The sequence below is a fragment of the Streptomyces sp. NPDC031265 genome (genome assembly GCF_055570295.1).
In genome coordinates this window covers 106,826-125,644 of the sequence record NZ_JBVIHM010000009.1, presented here as the reverse complement: position 1 = coordinate 125,644, position 18,819 = coordinate 106,826, and the positions used below count along the sequence as shown (strand labels likewise).

The window sequence follows — 18,819 nt, the reverse complement described above, 5'->3', positions numbered from 1 at the left end:
CGGCCTCCCGAACGGCACGCCGGGAGGACGGCCCTGTCCCCCGTGTGCCCTCATGGGGCGCCCCCGCGAAAACGCGCTCGTCAAGAACGCCATGGGCCGGACCTCCGTGCTGTGCGGCTGACGGCACGGTGGTCCGGCGCCTTCAGAGTGGCTCCCCTTGCAGCCGACCCGGCAGGTCCGGCCGGCGGGCGGCGGACAACCGGGTGCGGCGACGCAGAACGAACATGTCCCACCGTGTGATTTCCCCCTCCCCGGCCGCCGCGAAACGGCGGCGTGCGCGATGCTGGAGATAACGTTCGTTCACTTCAGTTCGTCCACTTCAGTTTGTTCACCTCGTGTGGAGGCAGTGATGGGTGTAACCGGTCCGATCCGCGTGGTGGTGGCCAAGCCGGGGCTCGACGGGCACGACCGGGGCGCCAAGGTCATCGCACGGGCGCTGCGCGACGCGGGCATGGAGGTCATCTACACGGGCCTGCACCAGACCCCCGAGCAGATCGTCGACACGGCCATCCAGGAGGACGCCGACGCGATCGGCCTCTCCATCCTCTCCGGCGCCCACAACACGCTGTTCGCCAAGGTCCTGGAACTCCTGAAGGACCGCGACGCGGAGGACATCAAGGTCTTCGGCGGCGGCATCATCCCCGAGGCGGACATCCCCCCGCTGAAGTCCCTCGGCGTGGCCGAGATCTTCACGCCTGGGGCGACGACGACGTCGATTGTGGAGTGGGTCAACGCGAATGTGCGGGAGGGGGCGGGGGCGTAGGGGGCCTCGTGTTCGACTGCGGGTTGTCTGTGGCCGGTCGCGCAGTTCCCTCCTGAGGGGGGATGCGAGGCTCGCGCCGGGCGGGCTCCTGGGGGCGTGTTCTTTCTCTGCGGGTGGGTGGGGGCTGGCCGCGCGGTTCCCCGCACCCCTTAGGTACCAGGTACCTCCAGCCCCTGCGGCGTTTGAGGTGCGGGCCCCTTTAGGGGCGCGGGGTACTGAGCGACCAGCCACCGGCGGCCGGTCGGCGAACGGAGGCCGGGGCGCAGCCCCGCCAACGGGGTCCGGGGGTGTAGCCCCCGGGAGACCACCTCAGCCCCCCACCCCCGGAGGCCACGCGGCGGAGCCGCACATGTCACAGCGGGAACGGGCGGGGTGGGGGCTCAACCGTCCAGTTCCGCCAGCATCGCCCCCCGCAACCGCAACGTCCCCACCAGCCGCTGAAACGCCTCCGCCCAGTAACCCCCCGCTCCCGGCGACGCCCCTTCCTCCTCCACCGGCACAGCCGTGAGCGCGTCGAGCCGCCCCGCCTCCCCCGGAGACAGGCACCGCTCCGCCAGCCCCATCACCCCGCTGAAGCTCCACGGATAGCTCCCCGCGTCCCGCGCGATCTCCAGCGCGTCCACCACGGCCCGCCCCAGCCCCGCCGACCACGGCACCAGACACACCCCCAGCAGTTGGAACGCCTCCGACAACCCGTGCGCGGCTATGAACGCGGCGACCCACTCCGCCCGTTCCTCCTCCGACAGCGTCGACAGCAGCTTGGCCCGCTCGGCCAGCGACACCGTCCCCGCGTTGCCGCCCGGCGGGGAGGACGGGGTGCCGAGGAGCGCACGCGCCCACTCCGCGTTCCCCTGCCGCACCGCCGCCCGGCACCATGCCGCGTGCAGCTCGTCCCCCCAGTCGTCGGCGACCGGCAACACCACGATCTCCCGCGCCGAACGCCCCCCGAGCCGCCCTGTCCAGCCCTCCAGCGGCGCGGCCTCCACCAACTGGCCGAGCCACCACGACCGTTCGCCCCGCCCGGTCGGCGGCTTGGGCGCCACCCCGTCGCGCTGCATCCCCGCATCGCACTCGTGCGGTGCCTCCACCGCGATCCGCGCCCCGTCCCCGTCCCCCGACCGGTCGAGCGCGACGCACGAGGCCGCCCGCGCCGCCATCCGCCCGGCCAGCGCGGACGCGGGCAGCGCCGAAAGCAGCTCGGCGGCCGTGGCCCGGACATTACGGCTGCGGTCGGCGAGCGCCCGCTCCAGGAACGGCTCGTCCTCCCCGCAGAGCCCGGCCCGCAGCGAGTCGAGGAACATCAGCCGGTCCTCGGCCCGTTCGGCCGCCCACGTCGTGGCGAGCAACTCCCGCGCGGCCCCGGGCTCGTAAGCCCGTACCGCCGCGAGCAGCGCCACCCGCTCGGCGAACAGCCCCTCGTCCCACAGCCGCCGCACCGCCTCGGTGTCCGAGGCGTCGGGCAGGACCGTGCTGCCCGGCCCGCCGCGCAGCGCGAACCGCCACTCCGGGTTCAGCCGCGCCAGCCACGTTCCGCGCGGCCCGGCGAACGCCAATGCCTGCGGCCGCAGATCCGTACGCGCCCGGGCCGCGTCGAGCAGCGCGGGCAGCAGGGCGGGCGGCGCCCGGAAGCCCCGTTCGGCCGCCGCGCCCAGCCACTGCGGCAGCAGCTCCGCCAGATCCGGCGCGGCCCCCCGCCGGCCCCCGGAGTGCGCCGACGCCGAACGGTCCGCGAGCAGTTGCCCGAGCCATCGCCGCGCGGCCTCCGGCAGCTCCGGCCGCCCGTCGTCCGGCGCCCTCTCGGGCCGTATCGGAGCTGGTGCGGGCAGCAGTCCCGCCCGGCGGCGGACGGTTCGCAGCGCGGCCTCGTCGAGGAGCGCGGCGGGTTCCCCGGCAGCGGGCCGCCGCTCGGTGCCGAGCAACGCGCTGGTGACGAGCTCCTCCCAGGAGCCGCCCGTGCCCCCGGTCCTGGCCGTGTCCCCGTTCCTGGTCGTGCCCCCGTTCCTGGTCGTGTCCCCGTTCCTGGTCGCGGCAGCGGACATCGTGGCTTCTCCTCCATACATATGCGCACCCTCCTTCACAGCAGCCCGCAAACCCGCAGCCTTCAACCCCGCAGCCCTCGAACTCGCCGCCGTCACAGCAGCCGCACCGCCTCCGCCTCGCCCTGCGCCCACCCCGCCAGCGGCGCGAACCCCCGGTGTCCGCACTCGCCGAACACCGTGACCGGGCCGCCGCCCGACAGCGCGACGAGCTTCCACAGGCCCGCCCGGTCAGCCGCGCCCGAGGTGACGGCAAGTGCCAACTCGCCGTCGGCGTCCGCCAGTTGCCACCCCTGGCCGCCGCCCTCACCAGGCGGTACCGGTATCACCCCGCTCAGCGTCACCGGCCACGCGTCCAGCCACGGATCGTCCCGCAGCGCCTGCCCGTACCGCTCCATCGCCTCGGTCGTCGTGCCGCCGGGCGGCGGGCCCACGGCCGCCAGCGGCGCCCCGAACCGCTCGCCCAGCGCGGCCCGTAGCTGCCCGCCGCCCGGGTACGGCGTGAGCTCGGCGTCGATCGCGAGGCCGACCGGCAGGGCGAGCTCGGGCGCCCGGCCCGCCGCGCCGAAGTCGAGCAGCATCGCCGCACGGCCCGACTCCCGTCCGTACAGCCAGATCCGGCGCGTGGTCAGCTTGCTGTCGGCCGTGTCGTACTGGGCCAGGACCTGCCAGATGTCCCGCACCGGCGGCCCCTGCGGCGGCGCGGGCACGCCGACCCGCGCCCGGACCGTGGCGGCCAGCGGCTCCGGCAGCCCCTCGCGGCCCAGCCAGGCCCGGTCGAGCAGATGCAGCAGCGCGCACTCCTCCAGGAGCCGCACCGGCCAGCCCGGCCCGGAGCCCGGTATCGCCCCCAACTCCCTTACCCTGCCCGCCAGTCCCGGCGCCTGCGCGTCGACCATGCGGGCGGCCGTCTCCTCCCACAGCCCGTACCCGGGCCGCTCGGCCGCCGCCAGGCCGCCGCGCAGCAGGTCCTCCAGACGCTGCTCCAGCTCGGCCGCCCCGGCCGTGACCCGCTCGGCACGCTTCTCCGCGCGGCGCCGGGCCGCCTCCGGATCGGCGGTCCTCGCCTCGGCGGGGCCCGCCCCCTCGCTCCCCTTCTTCTCCGCCCGCTCCCGTCGGCCGCGCAGCCACTCCTCGGCCCAGCCGGGCACCTCCCCGTCCCCGACGGCCGGCACCGCCTGCTGGTCCGCCGCCCAGAGCAGCAGCAGCCCCAGCGCGTGTTTGCACGGGAACTTGCGGCTCGGGCAACTGCACTTGTATCCGAGCCCGCCCGTGTCGACCACCGTCTGGTACGGCTTGCTGCCGCTGCCCTTGCACAGGCCCCACACGCTTGAGTTGTCGCAGCCGCTCTCCGACCACGGCCCGGCCGTGCCCAGCTTGCTTCCCGCCTTGCGTGACGCGGCGTCAGGAGCCAGAGCCAGCACCTGTTCCGCAGTCCAGCGCACCCCCTGCTGATTCATGCTTCCGAAGGTAGATGCCCCCACTGACAATCGGCCTGACCTGCACTTTCCCCCGCGCCGAGGCCGATTGTCAGTGGCGTGGTGCACGGTGGACTCACATCGGGTCGACTGATCTGGAGGGGGATCCATGACCGTGTCCGAAATCAACTCCGCAGCCGCCGGAAGCGGTGTCGAGGCGGCCGCCGCCGAGGCCCTGCGCCCGCACGCCGAGCACGCGTTCGCGCACGAACTCAAGGCGCTGGCGGCCGCCGACGACCGGCCCAGGCCCGCCCGTTGGCAGCTCTCGCCGTGGGCCGTCGCCACGTATCTGCTCGGCGGCACCCTGCCCGACGGTACGGTGATCACGCCGAAGTACGTGGGCCCGCGCCGCATCGTCGAGGTCGCCGTCACCACGCTCGCCACCGACCGGGCGCTGCTGCTGCTCGGCGTCCCCGGCACCGCCAAGACCTGGGTGTCCGAGCACCTCGCCGCCGCCGTCAGCGGCGACTCCACGCTGCTGGTCCAGGGCACGGCCGGCACTCCGGAGGAGGCGATCCGGTACGGGTGGAACTACGCGCAACTGCTGGCGCACGGCCCCAGCCGGGACGCCCTGGTGCCCAGCCCGGTCATGCGGGCCATGGCCGAGGGGATGACGGCCCGGATCGAGGAGCTGACCCGTATCCCCGCCGACGTGCAGGACACGCTGATCACGATCCTGTCGGAAAAGACGCTGCCCATCCCCGAGTTGGGCCAGGAGACGCAGGCGGTGCGCGGCTTCAACGTCATCGCCACGGCCAACGACCGTGACCGGGGGGTCAACGAGCTGTCGAGCGCGCTGCGCCGCCGCTTCAACACGGTGGTACTGCCGCTTCCGGCGACCGCCGACGAAGAGGTCGACATCGTCTCGCGCCGGGTCGACCAGCTCGGGCGCTCGCTCGACCTGCCCGCAGTCCCCGAGGGCATGGACGAGATCCGCCGGGTCGTCACCGTCTTCCGCGAGCTGCGGGACGGCGTGACCGGCGACGGCCGCACCAAGCTCAAGTCCCCTTCGGGGACGCTCTCCACGGCCGAGGCGATCTCGGTGGTGACGGGCGGTCTGGCGCTCGCCGCGCACTTCGGCGACGGCGTGCTGCGCTCCGGCGACGTGGCGGCGGGCATCCTCGGCGCGGTCGTCCGCGACCCGGCGGCGGACCGCGTCATCTGGCAGGAGTACCTGGAAACGGTGGTGCGCGAGCGCGACGGCTGGAAGGACTTCTACCGCGCCTGCCGAGAGGTGTCGGCATGACCGCCCTGTCCTCGGCCGCGCCGGACGCGTCCGCTGCGGATGCGGCCGCGCCGGATGCAGTCGGGCCCGGCGCCACGGACCCGGCGCCCGCCGAGCCCCCCGGCCCCTGGCTGCTCGGTGTGCGGCACCACGGGCCCGGGTCGGCGCGGGCCGTGCGGGCGGCGCTGGAGGCGGCGCGGCCCCGGGCCGTGCTGATCGAGGGCCCGCCCGAGGCCGACGGGCTGCTCGCGCTCGCCGCCGACCCGGACATGCGGCCGCCGGTCGCGCTGCTCGCCCATGTGGTGGACGACCCGCGCCGGGCCGCGTTCTGGCCGATGGCCGAGTTCTCGCCGGAGTGGGTGGCGCTGCGCTGGGCCCTGGACGCGGGCGCCGAGGTCCGCTTCATCGACCTCCCGGCGGCCCACTCCCTGGCGGAGGAGCCGCCGGAGACCGAGCCACTGAGCGGGACGGACGGCGGGACCGACGACGAGGGCGGTTCACAAGAGGGGCGGCCCGGGCTGCGGATCGACCCGATCGGCGTGCTCGCCGAAACCGCCGGATACGACGACCCGGAAGCCTGGTGGGAGGACGTCGTGGAGCACCGCGACGGCACGCCGGGAGCCGATCCGTACGGCCCGTTCACCGTCCTGGGCGAAGCCATGACGGCGCTGCGCGAGGCGTACGGGGACGGCGGCCACGTGCGCGACCTGATCCGCGAGGCGTACATGCGACAGCAACTGCGCGCTGCCCGGCGCGAGTTCGGGGATGGGATCGCGGTGGTGTGCGGCGCCTGGCACGTGCCCGCGCTGGCCGCCCGGACCACGGTCGCGGCCGACCGCGCGCTGCTCAAGGGCCTCCCCAAGGTGAAGGCCGAGCTGACCTGGGTGCCCTGGACCCACCGCCGCCTCGCCCGGCACAGCGGCTACGGGGCGGGCGTCGACTCGCCCGGCTGGTACGGGCACTTGTTCGCCGCCCCCGACCGGCCCGTCGAGCGCTGGATGACCAAGGTCGCCGGGCTGCTGCGCGAGGAGGACCGGCAGGTCTCGTCCGCCCACGTCATCGAGGCGGTGCGGCTCGCCGGGACCCTCGCCGCGATGCGCGGCCGCCCGCTGCCGGGCCTGACCGAGACGACCGACGCGGTGCGGGCGGTGATGTGCGAGGGCTCCGACGTGCCGCTCGCCCTCGTCCAGGACCGCCTCGTCGTGGGCGATGCGCTCGGAGAGGTCCCCGACGCCGCCCCGGCCGTCCCGCTCCAGCGCGACCTCACCCGCGCCCAGCGCTCCCTGCGGCTCAAACCGGAGGCGCTGGAGCGCGAGCTGGAGCTCGATCTGCGCAAGGAGACCGACGCCGCGCGCAGCCGTCTGCTGCACCGGCTCAGCCTCCTCGGCATCGGCTGGGGCGAGCAGTCGGCGTCCCGGGGCAGCACCGGCACATTCCGGGAGAGCTGGCGGCTGCGCTGGGAGCCCGAGCTGTCGGTGCGGGTGGCCGAGGCAGGGGTGTGGGGCACCACGGTCCTGGCCGCCGCCACCGCGCGGGCCGAGTCGGAGGCCGCCGGGGCGACGGTCCTGGGCGAGATCACCGCGCTGGCCGAGCGGTGTCTGCTCGCCGAGCTCACCGACGCGCTCCCGGTGGTGATGCGCGAGCTCGCCGACCGGGCCGCGCTCGACACGGACGTCGCCCACCTCGCCCAGGCGCTGCCCGCCCTGGCCCGCACGCTGCGGTACGGAGACGTGCGGGGCACGGAGACGGCCGCGCTCGGGGAGGTGGCGGCCGGGCTCGCCGAGCGGATCTGCGTCGGCCTGCCGCCCGCCTGTACCGGCCTGGACGCGGACGGCGCCACCGAGATGCGCCGCCGCATCGACGACGTCCACACGGCCATGGCCCTGCTCCCGGAGGCGCCCGAGGGCCCGACGACCCTGCGGGACCGCTGGGCGTCGGTCCTGGCCAGGCTGGCCGGGCGGGACACGGCGGCGGGGGAGATCCGGGGCCGTGCCGTCCGTCTGCTCCTGGACGACGGACGGCTCGACGACACCGAGGCGGAGCGCCACATGGGCCTGGCGCTCTCGGCGGGGACACCGCCCGGCGACGCGGCCGCCTGGATCGAGGGCTTCGTCGGGGGCGCCTCGGGCGGCGGGATGCTCCTCGTCCACGACGAGCGGCTGCTCGCCCTGGTCGACACCTGGCTGACCGGCGTCCCGGCCGACGCCTTCACGGACGTACTCCCGCTGCTGCGCCGCACCTTCTCGGCGTACGAACCGGGCGTGCGCCGCACCCTCGGCGAGCTCGTCCGGCGCGGCCCCGGCACCGCCGGTCCGGCCCGGGCCGACGCGGCCGCCCCCGGCTTCGGGGCCGGGCTCGACGAGGAGCGCGCCGACGCGGTGGAGCCGCTGCTGCGGCTGATCCTCGGCGGAAGCACCCACGGATCCGGCGCACCGCCGGAGCCGTCCGGCCACCTGGCATCCGGCCACCTGGCATCCGGCCACCTGGCATCCGACCACCTGGCAGGAGTGGGGAAGTGAGCACAGAACAACTCGATGCGGCCGCCGGCGAGCGGCTGCGCCGCTGGCGGATGGTGCTCGGCGGGGAGCAGGGCGCCGACGGCACGGGCCGCACGCTCGCCGGACGCGACGCGGCGATGGACGGCGCCCTGGCCGCGCTCTACGGCGGCTCCGGCGGACGGGGTTCGTCGAAGGACCGGGGCGCCGGGCTCGGCGCCTCCGCCCCGAGCGTCGCCCGCTGGCTGGGCGACATCCGTACGTACTTCCCCAGCTCGGTCGTCCAGGTCATGCAGCGCGACGCCATCGACCGGCTCGGGCTCTCCGCGCTGCTCCTGGAGCCGGAGATGCTGGAGGCCGTCGAGGCGGACGTGCACCTCGTGGGCACGCTGCTCTCGCTCAACAAGGCGATGCCGGAGACCACCAAGGAGACGGCCCGCGCGGTCGTCCGCAAGGTCGTCGAGGACCTGGAGAAGCGGCTCGCCACCCGGACGAAGGCCACGCTCACGGGCGCCCTGGACCGTTCGGCCCGGATCAGCCGCCCCCGCCACCGGGACATCGACTGGGACCGCACCATCCGGGCGAACCTGAAGAACTACCTGCCGGAGTACGGCACGGTCGTCCCGGACCGGCTGGTCGGATACGGGCGGGCCGCCCAGTCCGTCAAGAAGGACGTGGTCCTCTGCATCGACCAGTCCGGCTCCATGGCAGCCTCGGTCGTCTACGCCTCGGTCTTCGGCGCCGTCCTCGCCTCCATGCGCTCGATCGCCACCCGGCTGGTCGTGTTCGACACGGCCGTCGTCGACCTCACCGACCAGCTCGACGACCCGGTGGACGTGCTGTTCGGCACCCAGCTGGGCGGCGGCACCGACATCAACCGCGCCCTCGCCTACTGCCAGTCGCAGATCACCCGTCCTGCCGACACCGTCGTCGTACTGATCAGTGATCTCTACGAGGGAGGGATCCGGGACGAGATGCTGAAGCGGGTGGCGGCGATGAAGGCGTCCGGGGTGCAGTTCGTGGCCCTGCTCGCCCTCTCCGACGAGGGCGCCCCGGCGTACGACCACGAGCACGCGGCGGCCCTGTCCGCCCTGGGCGCGCCCGCCTTCGCCTGCACCCCCGATCTCTTCCCGGAGATCATGGCGGCGGCGATCGAGAAGCGGGCGCTGCCGATACCGGACGCGGGCTGAAACCGGTGCCGGGGTCGGCCTCCCGGCCGGGGGCCGGGGTTGTCCCCCGGGGAGACACAGCATGGCGGCGGCGATCGAGAAGCGTCCTCTGCCGATACCTGACACGCTGTGAGCAGGTGATCTGTGACAGGTATCACCGCTCAGGTGTGATCTGCGATTTAGGGAGCTCGCTCTGGCGGGGATAACCTGCGAGACGGACATGCCGCGTACCCGGACACCGTGTACGCCTCCCTCAGTGACAGTGCCGTCACGTTGCCCTTCGCGGCACGCCCACGCAGAAGAACGAACCGCGAACCACTGAAAAGGGACGGACGCGCGTGGACCTGTTCGAGTACCAGGCGAGGGACCTCTTCGCCAAGCACGGTGTACCGGTGCTGGCCGGTGAAGTGATCGACACGCCTGAGGCAGCCCGCGAGGCGACCGAGCGGCTGGGCGGCAAGTCCGTCGTCAAGGCGCAGGTGAAGGTAGGCGGCCGAGGCAAGGCCGGCGGCGTGAAGCTGGCCTCCACGCCGGACGAGGCCGTCGCTCGCGCGACGGACATCCTCGGCATGGACATCAAGGGCCACACGGTCCACAAGGTGATGATCGCCGAGACCGCTCCCGAGATCCTTGAGGAGTACTACGTCTCGTACCTCCTCGACCGCACCAACCGGACCTTCCTGGCCATGGCCTCGGTCCAGGGCGGCATGGACATCGAGGAGGTCGCGGAGAAGACTCCCGAGGCCCTCGCGAAGGTCCCGGTCGACTCCAACGAGGGTGTGACCATCGAGAAGGCCCGCGAGATCGTCGCCCAGGCGAAGTTCCCGGCCGAGGTCGCCGAGCAGGTCGCCGAGGTCATGGTGACCCTGTGGAAGACCTTCGTCGCCGAGGACGCGCTCCTCGTCGAGGTCAACCCGCTCGCCAAGGTCGCCTCCGGTGACATCCTCGCCCTCGACGGCAAGGTGTCCCTGGACGAGAACGCCGAGTTCCGCCAGCCGGAGCACGAGGCGCTTGAGGACAAGGCGTCGGCCAACCCGCTTGAGGCGGCCGCCAAGGCCAAGGGCCTCAACTACGTCAAGCTCGACGGCGAGGTCGGCATCATCGGCAACGGCGCGGGGCTCGTCATGAGCACCCTGGACGTCGTCGCGTACGCCGGTGAGAACCACGGCGGCGTGAAGCCGGCCAACTTCCTCGACATCGGCGGCGGCGCGTCCGCCCAGGTGATGGCGAACGGCCTGGAGATCATCCTCGGCGACGCGGACGTCAAGTCCGTGTTCGTCAACGTCTTCGGTGGCATCACCGCGTGCGACGAGGTCGCCAACGGCATCGTCCAGGCGCTGCAGCTCCTCGCCGACAAGGGCGAAGAGGTCACGAAGCCGCTGGTCGTGCGCCTCGACGGCAACAACGCGGAGCTGGGTCGCAAGATCCTGTCGGACGCGAACCACCCGCTCGTGCAGCGCGTGGACACCATGGACGGCGCGGCCGACAAGGCCGCCGAGCTCGCGGCTGCGAAGTAAGGGACGAGGTCAGACACCACCATGGCTATCTTCCTCAACAAGGACAGCAAGGTCATCGTCCAGGGCATGACCGGCGCCACGGGCATGAAGCACACCAAGCTCATGCTCGCTGACGGCTCCAACATCGTCGGCGGTGTGAACCCGCGCAAGGCCGGCACGTCCGTCGACATCGACGGCACCGAGATCCCGGTCTTCGGCACGGTCGCCGAGGCGATGGAGAAGACCGGCGCCAACGTGTCCGTCCTCTTCGTGCCGCCGGCGTTCGCCAAGGCCGCCGTGGTCGAGGCGATCGACGCCGAGATCCCGCTCGCCGTCGTGATCACCGAGGGCATCGCGGTCCACGACTCCGCCGCCTTCTGGGCGTACGCGAAGGCCAAGGGCAACAAGACCCGCATCATCGGCCCGAACTGCCCCGGTCTGATCACGCCGGGCCAGTCCAACGCCGGCATCATCCCGGGCGACATCACCAAGCCGGGCCGTATCGGCTTGGTGTCGAAGTCCGGCACGCTGACGTACCAGATGATGTACGAGCTCCGTGACATCGGCTTCTCGTCCGCCGTCGGCATCGGTGGCGACCCGGTCATCGGCACCACGCACATCGACGCGCTCGCCGCGTTCGAGGCCGACCCCGACACCGACCTGATCGTCATGATCGGTGAGATCGGCGGCGACGCCGAGGAGCGCGCGGCCGACTTCATCAAGGCCAACGTGACCAAGCCGGTCGTCGGCTACGTCGCGGGCTTCACCGCGCCCGAGGGCAAGACCATGGGCCACGCCGGCGCCATCGTCTCCGGCTCCTCCGGCACGGCCCAGGCCAAGAAGGAGGCCCTGGAGGCCGCGGGCGTCAAGGTCGGCAAGACGCCGACCGAGACGGCCAAGCTGGCGCGCGCCATTCTCGGCAACTGACACAGTCTCGCCGCCTGACCTTCGGGTCGCCCGTACGGCTGGTCCGTACGTCTGTACGCGTGTGGGCCCGCACCCCCGGACAAGGGGTGCGGGCCCACGCGCGTTTCCAGGCCCAGCGGGTCCCGGCGGGTGTCAGCGGGACTCCGGGACCAGCCGTTCCGGCCCGTGTGCGGGCTCTTCGAGCAGCTTCCGGTGGAGCTCCACGTCCTGTTCGACGTGCCGCTGCGGGCCGCTGTTGAGCGGGACACCGCCGATGCGCTGGCCCGGGGAGACCGGCGGGATGTAGCGGGTGGGCGCGTTGGAGAGCGTGAAGGCCGTCGCGCCGACGATGACGGCGGTCAGGGTGACGGCGGCACGCGTCCAGCCCCGGATGCGGCGCTCGCCACCGGCACGCACGCGCCGGGGACCGGGCAGCCGGGTCACGGCCGGGGGCTCGGCGAGGGCGAGTTCGCCGATGCGCCGCCGCAGCAGCGCGGACAGCGCCTCCGCGGTGGCGGCCGCGGCGAACTCCGGTACGTGGACGGCGACGGCCTCGCGGGCGTTCAGCAGCCGGTTCGCGGCGGCCGGGGTGCTGGCCTCGGTCTCGGCGGCGGTCTCCGGCAGATCGAGGCCCAGGCCGTCGTAGAGCAGGAGCGTACGGCGGTGCCGGGGCGGCAGGTCGAGCAGCGCGCGCAGCAGCGTACGGAGCTCCGGGTCGGCCGGGGCATGGTCGGGGTGCTTGTGCGCGCGGCGGAACCGGTGCCAGGGGGAGAGGGCGTACTCGTGCGCCGCGGCCCGTACCCAGCCCGCCGGGTCGGCGTCGGTCGCGACCTCGGGCCACCGCTGCCAGGCGAGGTGGAAGGCGCGCGCGACGGCCTCCTTCGCCAGCCGCCGCCGCCCGGTGAGCAGGTACGTCTGCTGGACGAGGGCGGTGGAGTGGGCGGCGTAGAGCGCGTCGAAGGCGTCGACGGGGGTGTCGAAGACGGGGCGGGCGGGAGGCTCGGGGGCGGGGTCCGATGCGGCCGGGACCCGGGGTGTTTCATCGGGATCATCCGCGTCGTCCGCCTCGGCGGGGAGCAGGGGCGCGCCGGCGAGTGAGGGGACCGGCACCGGGGCGGGGCCGTGGGCGTGGGCCGCGTCGTGGCGGACCGGTGCCGTCGCCGGGCGCTTGGCGGCCCGTTTCGCGGCGGAGCGGGGGCGGCGGGTGCTCAGGGGCTTGGCGGGCGCGCTGGGTTTCACCCGGGTGGTGGGGGCGCCGGGCCCGCCACCCGCATCCGTATCGGCGCGGGTGTCCGTATCGGCCTCCGCCGGGACGCCGCCGGAGCCCGTGACCGGCCGTTCCTCCGGGGTCGGCACGGGCGGCGGCGACACGGCGGCGCCGGTGTCGGACGTGCGCTCTGTCATGAAGGGCTCCCAGGACTCCCCGCGAAGGCCGAGACGGCCGTACCGCCCGCAGCCTTACCCCGAGCAGACAAGAACATAAACATACATTGGGCGACACGGCGGGCATTTTCCTGTTACGCGGAGAAAGCGCGTGTCGTTGGCAGCATGGCGGCGTGACACAAGTGACCGATCGCGGCCTGAGGTTGCCTGCGGCCCAGGGCCGCCCGCCCGTGCTGGCCACCTGCGTGCTGCGCGGGGTGATGGCGGCGGGGCTGGGACTCGGCGTGCTCGCCGTGCTGGTGACAGTGGTGTGGATCAGCTCGCCCTACCCCGACAGCGGCCCCAGCGGCGCACTGCGCGCGGCGGCCGCGCTGTGGCTGCTCGCCCATGGAACGCAGCTGGTCAGACCCGACACGCTCAGCGGGGTGCCCGCCCCGGTGGGGATCGTGCCGCTGCTGCTCGTCGGGCTGCCGGTGTGGCTGGCACACCGGGCGGCGCGGGACGCGCTGTCGTACGAGAGGAAGCCGGAACCGGGGTATGGCGACGACGAGGGGGCGGAGGAGGGCGGCGAGCGTACGGCGCTGTCACCCGTATGGACTGCCTTCACGGCCGTGACCTGCGGATACCTTCTGGTGGGCGCGGCGGCGGTGCTGTACGCGTCCGACGGTCCGCTGCCCGCCGCGCCCCTCAGCGCCGCGCTGCACCTGACCCTGGTGACCTCGGGCGCGGTGGGCGCCGGGCTCTGGACCGCGCACGGCCGTCCGCGCATTCCGCTGCCTGGGTGGGTGCCCGAGCCGGTACGCCGGGTGCTGGTCCATCGTCGTACGAATACGGCTGTACGAGCCGGGTCGGCCGGGGTCGCGGTGCTGCTGGCGGGCGGGGCTCTGCTCGCCGGGGCGGGGCTGGTGTGGCACGCCGGCGCGGCCCAGGACACGTTCCTGCGGCTGGCGGAGGACTGGCCCGGGCGGCTCGCGGTGCTGCTGCTGGCGCTGGCGCTGGTGCCTAACGCGGTGGTGTGGGGGGCGGCGTACGGGCTGGGGTCGGGGCTCCTGCTCGGCACCGGCGCGGTGGCGACGCCGCTCGGGGTGGCGGGAACGCCAGCCGTGCCGCACTTCCCGCTGCTGAGCGCGCTGCCGGCCGAGCCGCGCGGGAACTGGCTGACCTGGTCGGTAGCGGTGCTGCCGGTGCTGGCCGGGCTGGCGGTCGGATGGTGGACGGCGCGGCGGGCGACGGGCGAGGAGGAGGGGGAGGAGGCGTGGGGGCGCGGGGAGACGGCGCTGGCGGCGCTGTACGGGGCGGCGGCGTGCGGGGCGGCGCTCGCGCTCCTGACCGCGCTCTCGGCCGGCCCCCTGGGCTCGGAGCGCCTGGCGGCGCTGGGCCCGGTGTGGTGGCGTACGGGCGGGGCGGCGCTGCTGTGGACGGCGGGGGTGGGGGTGCCGGGGGCGCTGGGGTTGCGGTGGTGGCGCACGGGCGGGGCGGCGCTGCTGTGGACGGCGGGGGTAGGGGTTCGGGGGGCGCTGGGGTTGCGGTGGTGGTGGGGGCGGAAGGCGGCGGAGCCGCCGGTTTCGGGTGTGGTGCCGGTGGCGGCCGTGCCGCCGGTTTCGGGTGTGGCCCCGGAGACTGTGGCCGATGCGGCCGGGGTGCGGCGATGGTGGTCGCGCCTTGCCTGGCGGCGTCGGAAGGGCGAGGTGGCGGAGCCGGGGGACCGGGAGCCGTACGACGTCCTGCCGGTCGGGGCGTGGCACGACGGCGGGGTGCGGGAGGCGTCCGGGGGGCTGATGCCGGACGTCCCGGCGGGGGGTGAGGTGCCGGAGCGGCCGGTGGGGGCGCCGGTGGTGGGGGTGCCGGAGCCGGGCGAGCCGGGGCCGGCCGTACCGGTGGATTCGGGCGGGCTGCCCGGGGCTGGGGATCGGGCCGAGGGGGTCGTGGTGCCCGAGCCGGGGCCGGAGCAGCGGGAGGCTGCTGTGCCGGGGGACCAGGGTGAACCCGGGCCGGAGGGCTCGCCCCTCCCCGAAGCCGAGGGCGAGCCCCCGGCCCCCCACTAGCCGCGATGGCCCCACCCACCCGCCCGTTCGGCGGCGTTGGGGCGGCTCGGGCCTCTGGTGGCCGGTTGCCCGCCGTCGGCGACTGTGCCCCGTCGGTCGCGGCGCCCGCCTGCGGCGGGCAGGGCCCGGCGGTGTTGGCGAAGCTCGGGTCTCTCGTTGCCCGCCGTCAGCGGCTGCGGCCCGCCGGTCGCGGTGCCCGCCGGTCGCGGTGCCCGCCTCGCGGCGAGCCACCCCGTCACCCCCCACTCCTACTCCTTGACCCCGAACAACGGCTCCAGCGGGTTCGGCAGCAAGTCGTTGCATGCCAGGGAGCCCGTCTTCGTCAGGGCGTCGTCCACGCATGTGTAGTAGTCGCGGTACACGATCTGCATCGTGAACGTTGCCGCCACGATCGACAGGGAGAGGATCGCCGTCACCAGGCCCGTGACCGCCGCCGTCGTCTGGGGCTTGGCGGGGGGCGGCGGCGGGGCCGACGCGGGGTGTGCCGGGGTGGCCTCCGGGGGCTTCGGCTTGGCGCGGAGGGAGCTGATCGCCCAGTACAGCGCCAGGGAGCCGAGCAGCAGTGCGATCTCCGTCATGTCGAACAGGGCGAAGAAGAACGCCCACATGCCCGAGAGCAGCGCGTAGCGCGCCCGGCGCTGGGCCGGGTCCGTGGGGTCCCAGCGCAGGGCGGGGCCCGGCGGCGGGTTCTGGCCGGGACCGGGGCCGGGACCGGAGCCGCGCTCCGGGTCCTCCGGGCGGTTGCCGAAACCGCCCTGGCCGGCGCCGGGCTGGCGGTCGCTCCACTGGCTGCCCCAGGGGGACGAGCCGTCGGCCGGGCGGCGCGGGCGCCACGGCTGGTCGGGACGCCCCTCCGGCGGCGGCGCGAAGGGATTGTCGTCGGCGGGCGCCCGGTCCGAGCCTTCATCGGCCCCAGGACCGGCCCCAGGACCGGCCCCGGCACTCGGTGTCCCGGTCGTACCCCCGGTGCCGGATCCGTCGGCCCCGGCACCGGAACCCTCGCCCCGGGCCCCGTCTTCCCGCGCGCCGGTGGCTTCCTCCCGCCGCGACGGAGTCGAGCCCGTCGGGTTCGTCGGGTCCGTCGAATCCGTCGTCGCGGGGGAATGGCGTTCTGCGAACGGCTGGTCGCGTCGGTCCGGCATCTGGTGAACGTCTTCCCCTCGGACCCCTGGCCAAGGGGGTCGCATTCGTCGAGCATTGAGGTCGAGTGTCAAGCGGGCTCCTGGCGGGTTCCCGCGCGGGGGTCCGGCCAGACGCTCGGCGTGCTCGAATCCGTGCTCATATCCGTGCTCATGTCGTCGTCGTGGCGCCGTCCTCGGACCGCGCCTCCCCAGACGCTACCTGCCAGGCCTGCCCCCGTCCCGTGGGGGCGGTTCGGTGTGCCGGTATCGTTGCTGACGGTCGGCGCATTCGTAGGGTTCCCCGTATCGAGGGGGGCGACTCGTTCGTACGACCATACAAAGGTGCGTCGCGGGCGGTCTCCGACCAGGCGCCAGGCCCCGCACGGCGGGGCGCACCGCACGCACCGGCACAGACCCACCACGCCTCACCCCGTACGCGAGAAAGGGCCCAGCCGTGGCCTCCCCGCCCCCCGCCGCCGCTCCGGCACGCCTCGTCGTGCTGGTCTCCGGATCCGGTACGAACCTCCAAGCCCTGCTCGACGCCATCGCCGCCGACCCGGACGGGTATGGCGCGCGGATCGTGGCCGTGGGGGCCGACCGGGACGCGATCGCCGGGCTGGAGCGGGCCGAAAAGGCTGGTCTGCCCACCTTTGTCTGCCGGGTGAAGGATCACCCCACCCGTGACGCCTGGGACCTCGCGCTCGCCGAGGCCACCGCGGCGTACGCGCCGGACCTCGTCGTGTCCGCGGGTTTCATGAAGATCGTGGGGAAGCACTTCCTCGCACGGTTCGGCGGGAAGGTCGTCAATACGCACCCCGCCCTGCTGCCCAGTTTTCCCGGCGCCCACGGCGTCCGTGACGCCCTCGCGTACGGCGCCAAGGTCACCGGATGCACCGTCCACTTCGTCGACGACGGCGTCGACACCGGCCCGATCATCGCCCAGGGCGTGGTCGAGGTCCGGGCGGACGACACGGAGGACGCGCTCCACGAGCGCATCAAGGAAGTCGAGCGAAGGCTGCTCGTCGACGTCGTGGGGCGGCTGGCCCGCGACGGATATCGCATTGAGGGACGAAAGGTTCTGTTGCCGTGAGTAGCAAGCGGGAGATCCGTCGCGCGCTGGTCAGCGTCTATGACAAGACTGGTTTGGAGGAGCTGGCGCGTGGGCTGCACGCGGCCGGGGTCGAGCTCGTTTCCACCGGGTCGACGGCCGGGCGCATCGCGGCCGCCGGGGTGCCCGTCACCAAGGTGGAGGAGCTGACCGGCTTCCCCGAGTGCCTGGACGGCCGGGTCAAGACGCTGCACCCGCGTGTGCACGCCGGGATCCTCGCCGATCTGCGTCTGGACTCGCACCGCGAGCAGCTGGCGGAGCTCGGCGTCGAGCCGTTCCAGCTCGTCGTGGTCAACCTGTACCCGTTCAAGGAGACCGTCGCCTCGGGCGCCTCCGCCGACGAGTGCGTCGAGCAGATCGACATCGGCGGGCCCTCGATGGTCCGGGCCGCGGCCAAGAACCACCCGTCGGTGGCCGTGGTCACCAGCCCCGAGCGGTACGCGGACGTGCTCGCGGCCGTCGGGAGCGGCGGCTTCGACCTGGAAGCCCGCAAGCACCTGGCCGCCGAGGCGTTTCAGCACACCGCCGCGTACGACGTGGCCGTGGCGTCCTGGATGACCAATGTGTACGCGCCGGAGGACGGCGCCGCACTGCCCGGCTTCCTCGGCGGCACCTGGGAGCGCAAGTCCACCCTGCGCTACGGCGAGAACCCGCACCAGGCCGCCGCGCTCTACACGGACGGCCGGCCGGGCGGCATCGCCAACGCCGAGCAGCTGCACGGCAAGGAGATGTCCTTCAACAACTACGTGGACACCGAGGCCGCCCGCCGGGCCGCCTACGACCACGACGAGCCCTGCGTCGCGATCATCAAGCACGCCAACCCGTGCGGCATCGCCGTCGACGCCGACCTCGCCACCGCCCACCGCAAGGCCCACGAGTGCGACCCGCTGTCCGCCTTCGGCGGTGTCATCGCGGTCAACCGGCCGGTGACGGTGGCCATGGCCGAGCAGGTCGCGGAGATCTTCACCGAGGTCATCGCGGCCCCGGCGTACGAGGACGGCGCGGTCGAGGTCCTGGCGCGCAAGAAGAACATCCGCGTCCTCAAGGTCGACGGCACCCCGCACCAGCCCGGCGACCTCAAGCCGGTCTCGGGCGGCGCCGTGCTCCAGCAGACCGACGTGTTCCAGGCCGAGGGCGACGACCCGGCGAACTGGACGCTGGCCACCGGCGAGGCGCTCTCCGAGGCCGAGCTCAAGGAGCTGGCCTTCGCCTGGAAGGCGTGCCGGGCCGTCAAGTCCAACGCCATCCTGCTCGCCAAGGACGGCGCCTCGGTCGGCGTCGGCATGGGCCAGGTCAACCGGGTCGACTCGGCCAAGCTCGCGGTGGAGCGGGCGGGGGAGGAGCGGGCGCGGGGCTCCTACGCCGCCTCGGACGCGTTCTTCCCGTTCCCCGACGGTCTGGAGATCCTGACCGCCGCGGGCGTGAAGGCGGTCGTGCAGCCGGGCGGCTCGGTCCGGGACGAGCTGGTGATCGAGGCCGCGAAGAAGGCGGGCGTGACGATGTACTTCACCGGCACGCGCCACTTCTTCCACTGATCGCGTATGCGAAAGGCCGCACCCCGGTGCGGGGTGCGGCCTTTCGCACGGTGACTCGG

13 protein-coding genes are annotated in these 18,819 nt (G+C 74.0%); 9 read left to right on the top strand and 4 right to left on the bottom strand.

Annotation, left to right across the window (positions count from 1 at the left end; translation table 11 throughout):
* Positions 1 to 349 precede the first annotated feature (349 nt).
* On the top strand, positions 350 to 763 hold the full coding sequence (locus ACZ499_RS16540; protein WP_101389677.1) for a cobalamin B12-binding domain-containing protein: 414 nt from the start codon (positions 350 to 352) through the stop codon (positions 761 to 763).
* A gap of 380 nt (positions 764 to 1,143) precedes the next feature.
* Here ACZ499_RS16540 and ACZ499_RS16535 read toward each other — a convergent pair whose 3' ends face one another.
* Positions 1,144 to 2,802: a DUF5691 domain-containing protein gene (locus ACZ499_RS16535; protein ID WP_468675649.1), complete on the bottom strand. Its 1,659-nt coding sequence runs from the start codon at positions 2,800 to 2,802 to the stop codon at positions 1,144 to 1,146.
* Between the two features lie 92 nt (positions 2,803 to 2,894).
* Positions 2,895 to 4,259 (bottom strand): SWIM zinc finger family protein, encoded by a 1,365-nt coding sequence (locus tag ACZ499_RS16530; protein WP_468675647.1) that lies wholly within the window; start codon positions 4,257 to 4,259, stop codon positions 2,895 to 2,897.
* Between the two features lie 127 nt (positions 4,260 to 4,386).
* On the opposite strand from ACZ499_RS16530, the gene ACZ499_RS16525 reads away from it, so the two are divergent.
* The 5 genes from ACZ499_RS16525 (at position 4,387) to sucD (ending at position 11,589) form a co-directional block, all read left to right on the top strand.
* Positions 4,387 to 5,523, top strand: coding sequence for an ATP-binding protein (locus ACZ499_RS16525; RefSeq protein WP_468675645.1), 1,137 nt, complete (start codon positions 4,387 to 4,389; stop codon positions 5,521 to 5,523).
* A complete protein-coding gene (locus ACZ499_RS16520; RefSeq protein WP_468675643.1) occupies positions 5,520 to 8,021 on the top strand; it encodes a DUF5682 family protein in 2,502 nt (833 codons plus the stop codon). Before ACZ499_RS16525 ends, ACZ499_RS16520 begins: the two co-directional genes overlap by 4 nt.
* Positions 8,022 to 8,071: 50 nt before the next feature.
* Positions 8,072 to 9,187: a vWA domain-containing protein gene (locus ACZ499_RS16515; protein ID WP_468675802.1), complete on the top strand. Its 1,116-nt coding sequence runs from the start codon at positions 8,072 to 8,074 to the stop codon at positions 9,185 to 9,187.
* Between the two features lie 317 nt (positions 9,188 to 9,504).
* The gene (gene sucC, locus ACZ499_RS16510) at positions 9,505 to 10,683 is read left to right on the top strand and encodes an ADP-forming succinate--CoA ligase subunit beta (protein ID WP_385544181.1); all 1,179 of its coding nucleotides are present in this window, start codon (positions 9,505 to 9,507) and stop codon (positions 10,681 to 10,683) included.
* Positions 10,684 to 10,704: 21 nt separating this feature from the next.
* Positions 10,705 to 11,589 carry a succinate--CoA ligase subunit alpha gene (sucD, locus tag ACZ499_RS16505; RefSeq protein WP_385544178.1) on the top strand — a complete coding sequence of 295 codons (885 nt, stop codon included), beginning with the start codon at positions 10,705 to 10,707 and terminating at the stop codon, positions 11,587 to 11,589.
* 132 nt (positions 11,590 to 11,721) lie between these two features.
* Here sucD and ACZ499_RS16500 read toward each other — a convergent pair whose 3' ends face one another.
* Positions 11,722 to 12,972: a SigE family RNA polymerase sigma factor gene (locus ACZ499_RS16500; RefSeq protein WP_468675642.1), complete on the bottom strand. Its 1,251-nt coding sequence runs from the start codon at positions 12,970 to 12,972 to the stop codon at positions 11,722 to 11,724.
* Between the two features lie 152 nt (positions 12,973 to 13,124).
* On the opposite strand from ACZ499_RS16500, the gene ACZ499_RS16495 reads away from it, so the two are divergent.
* A complete protein-coding gene (locus ACZ499_RS16495) occupies positions 13,125 to 14,996 on the top strand; it encodes a cell division protein PerM (protein WP_468675640.1) in 1,872 nt (623 codons plus the stop codon).
* A 248-nt stretch (positions 14,997 to 15,244) separates the two neighbouring features.
* Here ACZ499_RS16495 and ACZ499_RS16490 read toward each other — a convergent pair whose 3' ends face one another.
* On the bottom strand, positions 15,245 to 16,138 hold the full coding sequence (locus ACZ499_RS16490; RefSeq protein ID WP_468675638.1) for a hypothetical protein: 894 nt from the start codon (positions 16,136 to 16,138) through the stop codon (positions 15,245 to 15,247).
* Between the two features lie 433 nt (positions 16,139 to 16,571).
* Between ACZ499_RS16490 and purN the strand changes: the two genes are divergently transcribed.
* Together purN and purH are read left to right on the top strand one after the other, a co-directional pair.
* Positions 16,572 to 17,207 carry a phosphoribosylglycinamide formyltransferase gene (gene purN / locus ACZ499_RS16485; RefSeq protein WP_468675636.1) on the top strand — a complete coding sequence of 212 codons (636 nt, stop codon included), beginning with the start codon at positions 16,572 to 16,574 and terminating at the stop codon, positions 17,205 to 17,207.
* Positions 17,204 to 18,760 carry a bifunctional phosphoribosylaminoimidazolecarboxamide formyltransferase/IMP cyclohydrolase gene (purH, locus tag ACZ499_RS16480; RefSeq protein ID WP_468675635.1) on the top strand — a complete coding sequence of 519 codons (1,557 nt, stop codon included), beginning with the start codon at positions 17,204 to 17,206 and terminating at the stop codon, positions 18,758 to 18,760. Before purN ends, purH begins: the two co-directional genes overlap by 4 nt.
* The last annotated feature ends 59 nt before the right edge of the window (positions 18,761 to 18,819 follow it).